Annotated in this window: 13 protein-coding genes; 4 read left to right on the top strand and 9 right to left on the bottom strand. The window is 75.5% G+C overall.

Annotated features, from left to right (window positions below):
* Positions 1 to 53: 53 nt before the first annotated feature.
* The 5 genes from ACZ4WZ_RS01870 to ACZ4WZ_RS01850 form a co-directional block, all read right to left on the bottom strand.
* Positions 54 to 2,519, bottom strand: a complete 2,466-nt coding sequence (locus ACZ4WZ_RS01870; protein ID WP_467884003.1) for a right-handed parallel beta-helix repeat-containing protein — start codon at positions 2,517 to 2,519, stop codon at positions 54 to 56.
* Positions 2,520 to 2,709: 190 nt separating this feature from the next.
* A complete protein-coding gene (locus ACZ4WZ_RS01865; RefSeq protein WP_467884002.1) occupies positions 2,710 to 3,309 on the bottom strand; it encodes an Rv1733c family protein in 600 nt (199 codons plus the stop codon).
* Positions 3,310 to 3,485: 176 nt separating this feature from the next.
* Entirely contained in the window at positions 3,486 to 4,313 is an 828-nt protein-coding gene (locus ACZ4WZ_RS01860) for an MOSC domain-containing protein (protein ID WP_467884000.1), read from the bottom strand.
* Between the two features lie 105 nt (positions 4,314 to 4,418).
* A complete protein-coding gene (locus ACZ4WZ_RS01855) occupies positions 4,419 to 4,976 on the bottom strand; it encodes a DUF6643 family protein (RefSeq protein WP_467883999.1) in 558 nt (185 codons plus the stop codon).
* 264 nt (positions 4,977 to 5,240) lie between these two features.
* Positions 5,241 to 6,422 (bottom strand): glycosyltransferase, encoded by a 1,182-nt coding sequence (locus tag ACZ4WZ_RS01850; RefSeq protein WP_467883998.1) that lies wholly within the window; start codon positions 6,420 to 6,422, stop codon positions 5,241 to 5,243.
* Positions 6,423 to 6,971: 549 nt separating this feature from the next.
* Here ACZ4WZ_RS01850 and ACZ4WZ_RS01845 point away from each other — a divergent pair.
* Positions 6,972 to 7,766 carry a glutamate racemase gene (locus ACZ4WZ_RS01845; protein ID WP_467883996.1) on the top strand — a complete coding sequence of 265 codons (795 nt, stop codon included), beginning with the start codon at positions 6,972 to 6,974 and terminating at the stop codon, positions 7,764 to 7,766.
* 25 nt (positions 7,767 to 7,791) lie between these two features.
* Here ACZ4WZ_RS01845 and ACZ4WZ_RS01840 read toward each other — a convergent pair whose 3' ends face one another.
* On the bottom strand, positions 7,792 to 8,691 hold the full coding sequence (locus tag ACZ4WZ_RS01840) for an aldo/keto reductase (protein WP_467883994.1): 900 nt from the start codon (positions 8,689 to 8,691) through the stop codon (positions 7,792 to 7,794).
* 397 nt (positions 8,692 to 9,088) lie between these two features.
* On the opposite strand from ACZ4WZ_RS01840, the gene ACZ4WZ_RS01835 reads away from it, so the two are divergent.
* Positions 9,089 to 10,231, top strand: a complete 1,143-nt coding sequence (locus ACZ4WZ_RS01835) for a hypothetical protein (protein ID WP_467883993.1) — start codon at positions 9,089 to 9,091, stop codon at positions 10,229 to 10,231.
* A gap of 92 nt (positions 10,232 to 10,323) precedes the next feature.
* Here ACZ4WZ_RS01835 and ACZ4WZ_RS01830 read toward each other — a convergent pair whose 3' ends face one another.
* Both ACZ4WZ_RS01830 and ACZ4WZ_RS01825 read right to left on the bottom strand, forming a co-directional pair.
* The gene (locus ACZ4WZ_RS01830) at positions 10,324 to 11,268 is read right to left on the bottom strand and encodes an ADP-ribosylglycohydrolase family protein (protein WP_467883992.1); all 945 of its coding nucleotides are present in this window, start codon (positions 11,266 to 11,268) and stop codon (positions 10,324 to 10,326) included.
* Positions 11,241 to 11,837, bottom strand: a complete 597-nt coding sequence (locus ACZ4WZ_RS01825; RefSeq protein ID WP_467883990.1) for a TetR/AcrR family transcriptional regulator — start codon at positions 11,835 to 11,837, stop codon at positions 11,241 to 11,243. Before ACZ4WZ_RS01825 ends, ACZ4WZ_RS01830 begins: the two co-directional genes overlap by 28 nt.
* 99 nt (positions 11,838 to 11,936) lie before the next feature.
* Between ACZ4WZ_RS01825 and ACZ4WZ_RS01820 the strand changes: the two genes are divergently transcribed.
* Positions 11,937 to 13,157, top strand: coding sequence for an FAD-dependent oxidoreductase (locus tag ACZ4WZ_RS01820; protein ID WP_467883989.1), 1,221 nt, complete (start codon positions 11,937 to 11,939; stop codon positions 13,155 to 13,157).
* A 115-nt stretch (positions 13,158 to 13,272) separates the two neighbouring features.
* On the opposite strand, the gene ACZ4WZ_RS01815 is transcribed toward ACZ4WZ_RS01820, so the two are convergent.
* Positions 13,273 to 13,746, bottom strand: coding sequence for a VOC family protein (locus tag ACZ4WZ_RS01815; protein WP_467883987.1), 474 nt, complete (start codon positions 13,744 to 13,746; stop codon positions 13,273 to 13,275).
* Positions 13,747 to 13,847: 101 nt separating this feature from the next.
* Here ACZ4WZ_RS01815 and ACZ4WZ_RS01810 point away from each other — a divergent pair, with 101 nt between their 5' ends.
* Positions 13,848 to 14,390, top strand: a complete 543-nt coding sequence (locus ACZ4WZ_RS01810) for a hypothetical protein (RefSeq protein ID WP_467883986.1) — start codon at positions 13,848 to 13,850, stop codon at positions 14,388 to 14,390.
* Positions 14,391 to 14,442 lie beyond the last annotated feature (52 nt).

The raw sequence follows: 14,442 nt of genomic DNA, 5'->3' as shown, positions 1-14,442 counted from the left end.
GCGCGTGCCGCGCACCATAGCCGACCGCCCGTCAGATGTCCCCGTGCAAGGGGTCAGCACGAGGACGGCAGGGCCGGCAGGTCCTCCGGGAACAGCAGGGTGAGTTCGTCCTTGTCCGGGTCCGCCAGCTGCGCGACCCGTCCCGCGTGCCGCTCCACCATCGCCTCGAAGGTCTGGCGCGCGGTCCGGCCGTTGCCGAAGGCCGGGCCCTTGGGCAGCTCCGTGAAGTACTTCAGCAGCGCCTCCCCGGTGCCCTCGCCGAGCCGGTACTCGTGCTCCTCCGCCTGCTGCTCCACGATCCGCAGCAGCTCCGACGGCCCGTAGTCCCCGAAGGTGATGGTGCGGGAGAAACGCGACGCCACCCCGGGGTTGACCGTCAGGAAGCGCTCCATCTCCTCCGTGTACCCGGCGACGATCACCACCACCGCGTCCCGGTGGTCCTCCATCAGCTTCACCAGGGTGTCGATCGCCTCGCGCCCGAAATCCCGGCCCGAGTCCTCCGGGGCCAGCGCGTACGCCTCGTCGATGAACAGCACCCCGCCCCGCGCCCGGTCGAAGGCCTCCTGCGTACGGATCGCCGTGGACCCGATGTGCTCGCCGACCAGGTCCACCCTGGACACCTCGACCAGGTGGCCGCGCTCCAGCACCCCCAGAGAGGCCAGGATCTCCCCGTAGAGGCGTGCGACCGTGGTCTTGCCCGTACCGGGGGAGCCCGTGAAGACCAGGTGCCGGCGCACCGAGGCCGCCTTCAGGCCCGCCTGCTGCCGCCTGCGCCCGACCTCGATCATGTCGGTGAGGGCCCGCACCTCGCGCTTGACGCTGTCCAGCCCGACCAGCGCGTCGAGCTGCCCCAGCACCTCGCCCGAGCCGCGGGGGACCTGCCCCGCGGCCGGCGTCCCGGCCGGATCCGGCACCTCCCCGGCCCGGGAGGCCGGTACCCGGTCCGCGGGCTGCCCCGCCGGGCCCTGTACCACCGTGGCCGTACGCTGCCCCCCGCCCGCCTGCCGCGCCCCGGCGAGCGCCCCGCCCGCCGCCCGCGCCGCGGGCCCCGTACCGGCCTCGTCGCCGGTGCACCCCTCGGCGAGCGGGCCGTCCTCCGCGAACTCGTAGCCGCCGCGCGCGCAGCGCTCGGTGTGGCACCGGGTGAGCGTGGTGCGGCAGCCGTCGATGACGTGGAAGCCGAAACCGGAACTGCCCGTCACCCGGCAGGCCGTGAAGGTGCCCCGGCCGCCCGCCGACACGTAGAACCCGGCCTCGGCGGCGGAGGTCACCGTGCACCGCTCCAGGGTGGGATCGGCGCCCTTCGTGACGATCACGCCCGTCTGCACGGCGTCGATGGTGCAGTTGGCCAGGGCGCCACCGCTGCCGTGGTCGCGGAACCACGCCCCGGTGCCCGCCTCCCGGATCCGGCAGTCGTCGAGCTGCACGCTCGCTCCGTCGCTCACCGAGACGGCCGTGTTGCGGACTTGCGACAGATCACTGTCGACCACGTCCACGCGCGAGCCCCGGTCCAGGACGAACAGCGCGTCGGGCACGTCGTGCAGGCGGCAGGAGTCCAGCGAGGCGGTGGCCCCGTCGCTCACCCACACCGCCGGATAGTCGCCCGTACTCTCGTGGATCTCGCAGGACTCGGCATCCACCCTGGTCCCGGGGTCCCACACCGACAGGCCGTTGCGCCCGAACCGGCGCACCGTGGTGCGGCTGAGGGTGAGCACCGAACGCGAGCGCAGGTCGACGGCGTTCTCCGGGATGTCGTGGATGTCGCAGCCGGTGAGCGTCAGCACCGCGTCGGTGTCGAGGGTGACCCCGTCGGCGGACGTACGGTGCACGGCGCAGTCGGTGAGGCGGGCCGCCGCGCGCGCCGCGACCTGCACACCGGCGCCCTTGACCTCGTACACCTCACAGCCCAGCGCCTCCAGGCCCGAGCCCTCACCGGTGACCGAGATGCCCGCGCCGACGGCGTGGTGGATCCGGCAGCGCTCCAGGCGCGGGTGCCCGCCGCGCACCGAGACGCCGGCCTGACCGGCGGCGACCACCTCGCACTCCTCGAACACCCCGCCCCCACCGTCCACGACGGAGATCCCGACCCCGGCCGGATTCTCCACCGTGCACCGACGCACCAGGGGCCTGGCCCCGCTCCGCACCTCGATGCCGGACGCCGAACGGGTGTGCACGCGCAGGCCCGTGAGCTCCGGCGAGCCCTCCTCGACGAGCAGGGCGGGCGCCGTCCGGTCGGCTCCCTCCAGGTACAGGTCCTGGACCACGGCCGAGGCGCGAACGGTCAGCGCGACCCCGTCGAGCGGGGCGATGCGCACCGACCCGGCCACCGCCCCCTCGGGCCCGCGCAGGGTGACGGCATGACGCAGGACCAGGTTCTCCCGGTAGGTGCCGGGGGCGATGGACAGCACGTCGCCGTCGCCCGCCACGGCGAGCGCGGCGGTCAGCGTCGGATACTCACCGGAGCGCCGCCGCCACCGCGAGGCCCCGCCGTGCGTCACCTGGACCGTGCCCTGAGCCATCGTGCTGTCGTGCCCCCACCCGTGTACTCGCGCTGCCGGACCGGCGGAAGCGACTGAAGCGACTGAAACGACCGGAGCGGTCGAAGTGGTCCGAGCGCCCCGGGAGTTCCACGGCTGCCGGAGCCGCTCACGCCGACCGGACCGGCCTCCGGCACCACCGTAGCGCGCGTGGGGCCGGTGAGTGACCAGGTCAGCTGCCCGCGCCCGCCCGGCCCCAGTCGGGCCACGCCGCCGCCCACGCCCGGTCCAGCCGTATGTACCGCCGATGCATGAGCCGGCGTACGACCAGCCGGCGGACCGTCTCCGCCAGCGCGGCGGCGGTGAGCGCGGCGGCCAGACCGGCGGTTCCCGCGTGGAAGGAGGCGGCGGAAGGGTCGAGCGGCTGCCCCACCAGCCGGCCGCGGATGTCGGTCCATATCCGGAACCGGTCGCCCGCGCGCGGCGGTTCCTCCGCCGCCGGAACCGTGCCCTCGTGGCGGCTGCCGTCGGGCGCGGTCCAGGAGGCCACGATCCGGGTCCGCTCGGGCGCCTGCCGCTGCGCCGACGGATCGGCGGCCGCGCCCGGCGCGGACCGGACCACCACCGCCGGGACCAGGTACCGCTCGTGCCGCTGCTCGCGCGCGGCCCGCTGCAAGGTCCCGTCCACCTGGAGGCCCGCCGCCCAGCCGACGGCCGGGGCCACCAGCAGGACGCACACCAGCGCGGCGAACGCCACCCACGCCTCGAAGAGATCGGTCGGCCTGCGCAGCGGATTGCGCCGCCAGCGCCACACACCCATTGCTGTCCGCACGGTCCGGCTCCCCCTGCCCCATGCCCGGTCTTCGTCTTCCTCTGCCGTCCTGAATGCTCCAACGGCCCCGTGCGGCCCGTTGGTTCCAGTGGATGCCAGGAGCCCCTCGAAGGTGTCATTCCGTCGGCCCGCCGTGGTCAGCGGCGGGGTCGGGGGCTCCGGGCGCGGCGGCGCGGTCACTCCAGGACGCGCACCTCGTCGCCCACGCGCACCGTGCCCGTGACGACCGGCACCAGCTGGCGTCCGAAGGCCAGCGACTTCCCGATCCGGCGGTGCTTCGCCAGGGTCTTCAGCGGTTCACGCCCGCGCTCCGCGGTCCGCTGGTCGGTGGTGGTCACGATGCAGCGTCCGCATTCGCGCACCCCGCGGAACACGGCGTCGCCGATCGCGATGCGCCGCCAGTCGTCCTCGGCCCACGCCGCGGCGGGTCCGCCGACCACCAGGTTGGGCCGGAAACGGTTCATGGGCAGCGGCCCCTCCTCCGGGTGGTCGCCCTGGGCGATCAGCGCGTTGAGGGCGTCCAGCGAGGCGTTCGTGGCCAGGAGGAGGGGATAGGCGTCGGCGAGGCTGACCGTCTCCCCGGGCAGTGCGTAGTCGGGGTCCACGGGCCGGCGGACGGCCGGGTCGTCCAGGTGCACGAGGCGCGCGTCCTGGCCGAGGTAGGCGGTGAACCACTCGGCGGCGGCGGTCGCCGCGACCACCGTCTCGATCTTCTTGCCGAAGAGCACGACCGGCTCCAGCGGGCCGGAGCGCGGCACCTCCACGACGAGGGCGGGCATGCCCGGTCCCGACAGCTCGACCCGCCCGCCCGGCAGCGGCCGCGCCGAGGCCAGCGCCAGCCGCGCCTGCTGGCGCTGGGTGATGACCGCGCCGGTCGTGTCGATCACGGCCCAGCGGCGGTCCCCGGCCGGTCCCCAGGGCTCCACGGCTATCTCGTCGGGCGCGGCCCCCGCCACCGACTTGACGGGATGGACGTGGAGTGACTGGACGTACAAATTCGACATGGGGGCATTGTGACAGCTGCCCCCGCCGGCCCCCCCCAGGGACCGTGTGCACGGCACGCGGCACACGGTGCGCGGGACGCCGGCTCGCGGTCGGCGGCCGCCCGGTCAGTAGCCCCGCTGCTGGTATTGGCGGCCGTACGGGTCCTCGTACGAGGGGACGGCCGCCGCGGACATCACCGGGGCCATGGGGGCCGCGGGGGCCATCGGAGCCATCGGGGCCATCGGGCGCGGAGCCGCCGGGCGCATGGCCTCGTACCCGGTGCCCATGGCCGCCGGGCGCGGCTGCTGCGGCTGGGGCTGCGGCGCGTAACCGCCCCGGCCCGCGAACTGCTGCTGCTGCGGGATGTACGGGGCCGGCGCGTGCTGAAGCGGAACCGGCATCTGCTGGGGCTGGGGCATGGCCTGCTGCGGGTACCCGTAGCCGTACGCCGGGGTCGGCGGCTGGGGCGCCGCGGGCGGCAGGGCGGGCATGGAAGAGGCGAGGGCCGGCAGGTAACCACCGCTCGAGTAACCGGCACTGGGGGACTCGTACGCGGCGGGAACGCGGATCGGGGCGATCTGCGGAGTGCCGCGTTCGGCGACGAGGGAGTCGTAGATGGGGGTGTCCGGGAAGGAGGGCGCGGAGTAGTAACCGCCGCCATAAGTGGAGCGGGGGGAGGTCATGGGAGACAAGTTAAGCCCACGGCTTCACCGGGTCCATAGCCAGGCTCCGTCAACACCGCCCTGACCTGCATATTCCCAGGTCAGGGCCACAGCTTTGCTATGACGTTCACCTGCACGATTCGTCACTTGCGCCCCGGCTTGATGCTACTCGTACTCGCCGGTTGGCCTTTGCACGCACTTGGAGCTGACGGAGAGTCACGACGCGATGACCTCGGATGACGCTTCCTCAGGAGGGGGATTTTTCCGTTTCCGCCCCCAGGCGCTTCAGGCGTCGCTCGGCCGGGCGTAGGTGCGGCCCTTCCAGGCGGCGCCACGCCCCCGGTAGTGCTGGACGGCCGAGTCCACGGTCATCAGGAGGTACAGCAGCGCGGTGAGCGGCAGCAGTGGAGCCAGCACGGCCGACTGCCGGTAGTAGCGCAGCATCGGCAGGTACGTCCCCGCCATCAGCAGCCACGCGAGCCCCCCGGCCCAGGCCGTCGCGGCGCTCACCGCCGAGGCCGGGCCCACCAGACCCGCGAACAGGGCCGCCGGGGGAACCAGGTACACCAGCGCCAGCCCGGCGACCGTCCCGGCCAGCAGCAGCGGCTGATGGCGCAGTTGGGCGTAAGCACTGCGGGACACCATCCGCCACAGGTCCCCCAGCGCGGGGTACGGGCGCACGCTGTCCACCCGCTCCGCCAGCCCAAGCCAGATCCGCCCGCCGGAACGCTGGACGGCGCGGGCCAGGGAGACGTCGTCGATGACGGCCTGCCGGATCGAATCCGGGATCCCCGCGCGGACGGCGGCCTCCGTCCTCAGCAGCACGCAGCCGCCGGCGGCCGCGGCGGTCCGGGCGGTGGGGCGGTTGACCCGGCGGAAGGGGTACAGCTGCGCGAAGAAGTACACGAAGGCCGGTACGAGGAGCCGCTCCCAGAAGCCGGCCACGCGCAGCCGGGCCATCAGGGAGACGAGGTCGAGGCCGCCGCTGGTCGCCGCGGCGACCAGTTCGCGCAGGCTGTCGGGCTCGTGGGCGATGTCGGCGTCGGTGAGCAGGAGGAACTCGGGCTCCCGGTCCGGGCCGGTACGGGCCTGGGCGATGCCGTGGCGCAGCGCCCAGAGCTTGCCGGTCCAGCCGGGAGGGGGGTCCACGGGGGTGACGACGGCGAGCGGCAGTCCGGGCTGCTCGGCGGCCAGCCCGCGGGCGAGGTCCGCCGTGCCGTCGGTGCTGCCGTCGTCGACCAGGACGATCCGCGCCTCGCCGGGATAGTCCTGGGCGAGGAGGGAGGGCAGGCTCCGGGGGAGCACCTCGGACTCGTCCCTGGCCGGGACGACGATGGCCACGGAGGGCCAGCGGGCGGGGGCGGTGCGCGGGGGGAGGCGGACGTCGGTGCGCCAGAACATGCCCTGGGCGAGGGTCAGCCAGAGCCAGGCGGCGAGGGACGCGTAGGCGGCGATGAGGAGGCCCATGGCGGCAGTGTTGCCGAAGCGGCGCCGGTGCGGGGCCGTCTTCCGGGCAAGCCGGATCCCGGGCGAGTCGGGGCCGGGACCGGCCGGGCCGGCGCGGCAGGCGGCGGCCGGCTTCGGCGCGGCGCGGCCGGCACCGGCGCGGGACGCCCCGGCGCGCCTTCCGCGGCCCGGCCCGGAAGCCGGCCCCGCACCGCCCGGCCGGTCCCGCCGGCCGGAAACCCTGCCGGGCGCGGCCCTGCCCCGCCGGCCGGGAAGCCTGCCCGGCCTCGTCCGGCCGGGAACCCGGCGCGGCGCGGCCCTGCCCGGCCCGAAACCCGGACCGGCCCCGTCCGGCCAGCCCCGCCCGGAACCCGGACCGTGCCCCCGCCCCGGTGCGGCCGTGCCCGCCGGGGCCGGACTTCGGCGGGGCCCGTGGAGCGTGGCACGGGGCTCCCGTGCTGGTGAGGGCCCTGGGCGGGGGCCGTGGGGGGTGGGCCTGGGGGCGCCGTGGGCCGGGTTCGCGGGGCGCGGGTTCGCGGGTGTGGTGGGTATGTCGACTAAGGTGACCAGGTGAAGATCGCGCTCATGGACTCGGGAATCGGCCTCCTCGCTGCGGCCGCCGCGACGCGTCGGCTGCGGCCCGACGCCGATCTGCTGCTGTCCTCGGACCCGGACGGGATGCCCTGGGGGCCCCGTACGCCCGCCGACCTCACCGAGCGGGCGCGCGCCGTCGCCCGGGCCGCCGCCGCGTTCGGCCCGGACGCGCTCATCGTGGCCTGCAACACCGCCTCCGTACACTCCCTGCCCGCGCTGCGGGCCGAGCTGGAGCCCGGGATCCCCGTCATCGGCACCGTGCCGGCGATCAAGCCCGCCGCGGCCGCCGGCGGGCGGGTGGCCATCTGGGCCACCCCCGCCACCACCGGAAGCCCGTACCAGCGCGGGCTGATCCGCGACTTCGCCGCGGGGGCCCGCGTCACCGAGGTGCCCTGCCCCGGACTGGCCGACGCCGTCGAGGCCGGTGACGAGGCGGCCATCGCCCGCACCGTCGCCGCCGCCGCGGCGCTCACCCCGGCCGACGTCACGGACGTGGTCCTCGGCTGCACCCACTACGAGCTCGTCGACGAGGCCGTCCGGGCCGCCCTCGCCGCCCGCACCGGGGGAGCGGAGCTCAGGTTCTACGGTTCCGCCGAGGCCGTCGCGGTGCAGGCGCTGCGCCGCATCGGCCTGGAGCCCGCGCCGGAACTGCCCGCCACCGGCGGGCTGACCGTACTGCACAGCGGGCGGACCGCCGCCCTCCCGGACGCCGCCCTCGCCTATGCCGAAGGCCGGCTCCTCGCGGAACTGGAGCGGGTCCACCAGCACTGAGCCCCCGCCGCCCCGACGTCGCGGATCAGGTGCCGGTCCCGCGGTCCGGCAGCGCCGCCTCCAGTTCGGCCAGTTCCGCCGCCTCGAGCTCGATCTCCGTGGCCCGGGCCGAGTCCTGGACCGAAGCCGGACGGCTGGCTCCCGGCACCGGGACGACCCTCGGGGAGCGGGCCAGTAGCCAGGCCAGGGCGATCCGCTGCGGGCTGACGCCGCGTCCGGCCGCGACGCGGTGGAAGGCGGTTCCCGCGGAGGTGGGGCCGGACGGGCCGTCCAGGGAGCTGCGGGAGATGCCGCCCAGCGGGCTCCAGGGCAGGAAGGCCAGGCCGAGCCGGGTGCTCAGCTCCAGCTCGGGTTCGGCGTCGCGGACCGCGGGGGAGTACTGGTTCTGCACGCAGACGAGCGCGTCACCGAGGATGGCGTGGGCCTCACGGATCTGGCCGGTGGTCACGTTGGAGATGCCCGCGCTGCGGATGGTGCCGGCGTCGAGGAGCTCGCGCAGGGCGCCGACCGATTCCGCCCAGGGCACGTCGGGGTCGGGCTTGTGCAGCTGGTACAGGCCGATGGATTCCACCCCCAGGCGCTTGAGGGAGGCCTCGGCGGCGCGCTTGAGGTGGGCGGGGGTGCCGGTGACGGTCCAGCCGCCGTCGCCGGAGCGGCCCCGGCCCCCTTTGGTGGCGACCAGGACGCGGGAGGTGTCGCCGCCGTAGCGGGCCAGGGCGCGGGCGATGAGGAGTTCGTTGTGGCCGCGCTCGTCGGGGTGCCAGTGGTAGCTGTCGGCCGTGTCGATGAGCGTGATGCCGGCGTCGAGGGCGGCGTGGACGGTCGCGACGGCCCGCGCCTCGTCCGGGCGGTTCTCGATGGACAGGGGCATGGCGCCCAGGGCGATCGCGCTGACGGTGGTGCTCCCCAGGGGGCGGTACTTCATGGGCGTCCGTTCTCCGGTGGCGGTGGCGGTGTCGGTGGTGCGCAGGCCGGGGCCACGGAACCGGGGCGCCGGGCTGCGCGGTCCTCATCCTGGGCGGGTGCGGCCGGCGCCGGAAGTGCCGGATCGGTGGACACGCGTGAAGGGAAACTGTCGACCGATGTGCGCCGGCTCCGCCGGCCGGAGCCCCTGACGGGGCGGACGGCAAAAGGCGGTTACGCCGGACGGCCCGGGCTCGCATACTGGGCCTGTGATTGCCTATGCCAAGCACCTTCCCGCCGGGGTCATACCGGCAAGTGATGTGCGGACATGGGGCGTCGAGGAGTCCGAGCGCTGGCGCAAGGCCCGGACCCCGGTCATCTTCGCTCCTTGCGCGGGGAGTTGGATCCTCGCTGTCCTGGTGACCGTCTCACTCGTGCTGGCCCTCCGTGACGGGGGGCCGGCCGGTCCAGTGGGCACGTCGTGGCGGTTCTATCCGGCGGCGGTGCTGCTGGTGGCCCTGCCCCTGTGGTACCGGTTCCTGCCCGGCGCGGCCGCCGTGGCCGCGGCCGTGCTCGTGGCGGAGTCGGCCGCGGCCGTTTCACGGGGCCCCGCGGCCGTCCTCGTGTGTCTCCTGGCCTCGTGGGCGCTGGCCGGTTCGCTGCTGCGGCTGTGGGCCCGGCGCCGGCAGGAGCGGCTGTTCCTCGACGCCGCCGGGGCGGCCCGCTTCCCGCTTCCCGACCGGATGCCGTCCGGGCAGGAGCGGCGCGGCAACAGGCGGATCATCGGCGGGGCCCTCCTCTGCCTGTTCGCCGCCGTCGTCCTCCTGGACGGCCTGCTCGACGACCTCGGGACCGGCCCCGGGGACCACCCCTACGACGCCGTCGGCCAGCAGTGCCTCGCCCTGGCCCTCGTGGTGCTCGGGAGCACCCTCCTGGGCCGGGGCTGGGCCGCCGACCGGGCCACGCGCCGCCTGTACGCCGGGGACCAGCCGGTGCGGGTCGTCGGCGTACGGATCTCCCCCTCGGGGCACTTCTGGCTGCTGCCGGACGCCGACGACACGACGGGCCGGCCCCTGGTCTGCTACCGCCCCCGGGACCGGGACACCCTCGGGGACTCGCGCCTGCTGGCCGCGGGGACGGCGGGCCTGCCCCGGGACGGGCTGCACGACATCGACGCCCGCGCCGAACCCTTCGAGGCGCTGCTCCAAGGGGTGCCGCGAGAGGGCGGCGAGGTCATCCTGGAATACGCCGTGCACGAGGGCTACGGCGGCATCTCCTGCCAGGTCGCGGGCGTGTCCCTGCAGCCCCGCCGCCGGCACGGGCTCGGCCGCTGGCACCCGGCCGGGTCCTCCTACCGCGCGTCCGCCGAGGGAAGGCGGAAGCGGGACGAGGAACGCCGCAGGGAGCAGGAGCAGGTGCTGAAACAGGCCTCCCGCAGTACGACGAAGGCGAAGCGGGCCACGGCCTCCGGGACCGCCGGCACGACCGGGGCGGGCAGCTCCAGCAGCTGCGGGGGCGGCTGCGGAGGTGGCGGCGGCTGCGGGGGCTGCGGCTGCGGCTGACCCCGGCTCCCCGGCGGGACGCCGCCCGTCCGGGGGTGTGGCGGCCGGTCCGCAACCGCCACCCGGCCCCGCCGGACGGGCGGCGGCGGACCTCAGCCCGCTTCCGCGAGCCGCCGGGCCAGGTCACGCAGCGCCTCGGCGTCCAGGACCCGGTCGCCGAAGCCGGGCAGCGGCACGTGCAGCGGACCCGTCCACTGTTCGGGGACCGCCGCCTGCCCGTACACGGCGCCGGCCAGGGTCCCGGTCACGGCGGCGACCGTGTCGGTGTCGCCGCCCAGGTCCACGGCGGCCCGTACGGTCTCCGCGAACCCGCCGGCCGTGCGCAGGGCCCACACCGCCGAGCCCAGGCAGGGCCACACCGCCCCGTTGAACTCGGTGGCCAGCCCCGGATGCCAGTCGGGGGCGAGCACGCGGGCGTACCGGGCGCGGTGGTCCGGGTGCACCGCCTCCAGCGCCTCCGGGAGCGCGGCCAGCGGATCACCGCCGTCCAGGGCCACCCGTACGAGTTCGTGCAGGAGGGCGGTGCCCTCCCAGGCGGCCCGGTCGCCGTGCGTGAGGGCCGCGATCCGCCGGGCCGCGTCCATGGAGGCCTCCCGGCCGGCGGCCGCGAAGTACACCGCCGAGCCGGCGGCCCGCATGAGGGAACCATTGCCCGCGGCCCGGGCGTTGACCCGGAAGTGGTGGGCGGCGGCCAGATCCCAGGGCAGGCCGTTGGACAGCACGTCCTCGGTCTGGAGCCCGATGTCCTTGGGCTGCCCGGCGGCCCACCGCTGGAAGCGGCCGAAGATGTCGGGGAGTTCGAGCCCGCCGTGCTCCAGCAGGGACTCGGCGACGAGGACCGCCATCTGGGTGTCGTCCGTCGCCTCGCCCGGATCCCAGCCGCCGCCCCCGCGCATCTCGGCGCCCCGCGCGCTCAGTTGCCCCGCGGGCCCGAACTCGTACGGAGCCCCCAGCGCGTCGCCCGCGGCCGAGCCCAGTACGGTGCCCACGGCGCGGTCCAGCCGGGTGGTCACCGGGCCTCCTCGTCGCCAGGGCATGCGGTGGCCAGCAGGCCGCGCGTGAAGCCGTCGAGGTCGTCGAGCCCGGCCGCGGCCAGCGCCTCCGGGGTCCCCGCCAGCAGGTGCGGGATCGCGCCGTGCAGGGCGAGGGTGAGGGTGCGGGCCTGCTCCGTCCCGGCCGGGAGGCCGGCTCCGGCCAGCAGGGCCCGGTACGCGGCGAAGTCCCCGGCGGCGATCGGGTCCAGCAGCCCGGCCAGCCAGGGCCGCCGGGTGGCTTCGGTCCGCAGCTCCAGGTAGGCCAGCAGGCGCGGCCGTCCCGGCCCGGCCACGTCCCGCAGCAGCCCGGCCAGCAGCGCCGCCAGCCCCGCCCGGTCCGAGGGCCCCGGCCCGGCTGCCGCCAGTGCGGCGGTCAGGGCCCGGTACTGCTCCAGGCAGCGGTCGGCCACGGCCCGCAGGAGCGCGTCGCGGGTCGGGAAGTAGTTCTTGGCCGTGCCCAGCGGCACGCCCGCGGCCGCGTCGACGGCCCGATGGGTGAGCCCGCGCCCACCCGCCTCGGCCAGCACCGCGACGGCCGCGTCGCGCAGCCGGTCCCTCCGGTCCTGATTCACCTTGCCAGGATAACCACAGCCGTGGTACCACGAATGAGGTACCACGGCTGTGGTGGTGCGGTTTCTGCTCTGCACGTCCGACGGATCCAGGAGCACGTCATGGCGAACGACCGGAACGGCCGCAACGACCGGAACGGCAAGAGCGACCGGAACGGCAAGAGCGACCGGAAGGGCGAGAGCGACCGGAACGGCAAGAACGGGGAGCGCCCCGACAACGCCTCCGGTGACGTCCGGGGCCGCCGGAGCGGCGCCCCCGGCACGGCCGTCGTCGTCGGCGCCGGCGTCGGCGGACTCGCCACCGCGATCGGACTCCGCCGCGCGGGCTGGTCCGTACGCGTCCTGGAAGGCCGCCCCGCCCCGGAGCGCTACGGCACCGCCTTCGGCATCCACCCCACCGCCCAGGCCGCCCTGGACCGGCTCGGCCTGGGCGAAGCCCTCGCGCGGGCGCTGCCCTACCGCCGGGCCCACATCCGGCGTCCGGACGGCAGGGTGCTCGCCGCCCTCCCGCTCGAACGAGTCGAGCGCAAGGCGGGCCGCCCCGAACTGCTCGTATCCCGGCCCCATCTGATCGACGCGCTCCTCGCCGCCCTCGGCCGGCTCGGCGGTGCGGACGTCGAGTACGGGCGGCGCCTCACCGATCCCCGCGCCCTCGACGCCGACCTCGTCGTCGGCGCCGACGGCATCAACAGCACCGTCCGTACCGCCCACTTCGGCACCCGCAGCGGGGTGCGCGCCATCGGCACCGTCGCCTGGATCGGCATCGCGGACTTCGAGACCGGGATCCACGGGGAGACCTGGGGTGACGGGCGCTTCTTCGGAATCACCCCCGTCGAGCCCGGCCGCACCAACTGGTACGCCGCCGTCCCCGAGGCCACCACCGCCGACGGGCTGAGGGCCGCCTTCGAGGGCTGGCACGACCCGGTCCCGCGCCTGCTCGCCGAGACCGACCCCGCCGACTGGCTCCGGTACGAGATGCGCCACCTCCACCCGGCGCTCCCCGCCTTCGTCACCGCCGGCCGGATCGCCCTGGTCGGCGACGCCGCGCACGCCATGACGCCGAACCTGGGCCAGGGCGCCTGCACCGCCCTCCTCGACGCCGAGGCCCTCACCCGAGCCGTCGACGCCCACGGCCGTACCGGTCTGACCACCGCCCTGCGCGCGTACGACGCGGAGCGCCGCCGCAGCGCCCAGCGCGTGGCCCTCGGCTCGAGGGCCCTGCACCGCTTCGTGACCACCCGCCGCCCGGCCCTGCGCGACGCCCTGACCGCCCTGCTGCCCGCTCGGGGCCTGTCTGACGGGGGCCGGGCCGCGAGTACCTGAGGTGCCGAGGTTCCCCTTGGCCGTCCACCTGAGCAGGCGGCCGTGGCCGACGGAATGGGCCGGCGTCGCGGGGCTGATCTTTTCGGGCCGGCCCGCGCGACCCATCGGTACCCGCTCAGGCCGCCGCCGCCCGCGCGGCCAGCTCCTCCCCGGAGACGTCCTCCAGGTGGGTCAGGAACACCCACACGTGCCCGGACGGGTCGCGGAGGACGGCGGTGCGGTCCCCGTGGAACTGGTCCGCCGGTTCCTGGAGCAGTTCCGCGCCGGCCGCCACGGCCGTCCGTACGAGGGCGTCCACGTCCGGGACGTACACGTGCAGGGCCGTCGAGGTGCCGCCGAGCGAGGCGGGAGAGGTGAAGTGGCCCTCGGCGGTGTCGCCGAGCATCAGCACAGCCCCGCCGACCCGGATCTCGGCGTGCAGCACCCCACCGCCCGGGGCGGGGAGACGGAACTCCTCGACGGCCCCGAAGGCCCGCGTGTAGAAGGAGAGGGCCTCGGGCGCGTCGGCGACCATGATGTGCGGGACCACCGACGTGCGGTAGCGCTCGGGAGTCACGGAAGTCGCCTCGTGATGCGTCTGGTTCGTCATGTGCACGACCGTAGAACCTCGAGTTTGGTCGAGGTCAAGAGCGGGCAGGTACCAGCTCTCCCCAGCACGATGCGCCGAGTGGCGCAGAGGCGGTGGCGCACATGCGGAAGCTGAGTACGCTGCTGCTCATGACGGGTCACCCCCCAGGTCCCCTCTGGACGGGCCGGGCTTCCAACCGTGTGCAGTGGCTGCTCGCCGCGGCCGGTGCGGCCTGTCTCGCACTCGGTGTGGGACTGGCCGTCGCCAACTCCTGGACCGCCGGATTCGTTCCCCTGCTGATGGCCGTGGTCGGCTGCATCGCCGGCGGGCTGCTGATCCTCTACGGCACCCTGGCCTTCGTCCACGTGGCGGTCACCGTCGACGCGGAGGCCCTGGAAGTGCGCTGCGGCCACATAGGGCTGCCCCGCCGCAAGATCCGGCTCGCGGAGGTCGCCTCCGCCGAGTTCTGCCCCCGCATCACCCCCCAGCAGTGGGGCGGCTGGGGTTACCGCTGGCGCCCCGAGAAGGGCACCGCCATCATCGTCCGGCGCGGCGAGGGGGTGGAGCTGCGGCTCGGCGACGGCAAGCTGTTCACGGTCACCGTCGACGACGCGGAGAACGCCGTCCGCGTCATCCGCACCCACCTGCGCACCCTCGCCCGCTAGACCCCGCCCCGGCCACCGCCGGGAGGCGCCCCCGGCCGGGTGGCGCACGGTT

It is taken from the genome of Streptomyces sp. NPDC029122 (genome assembly GCF_055569445.1).
The sequence above is the reverse complement of the archived record's forward strand: the minus strand, read 5'-3'. Positions and strand labels throughout refer to the sequence as shown.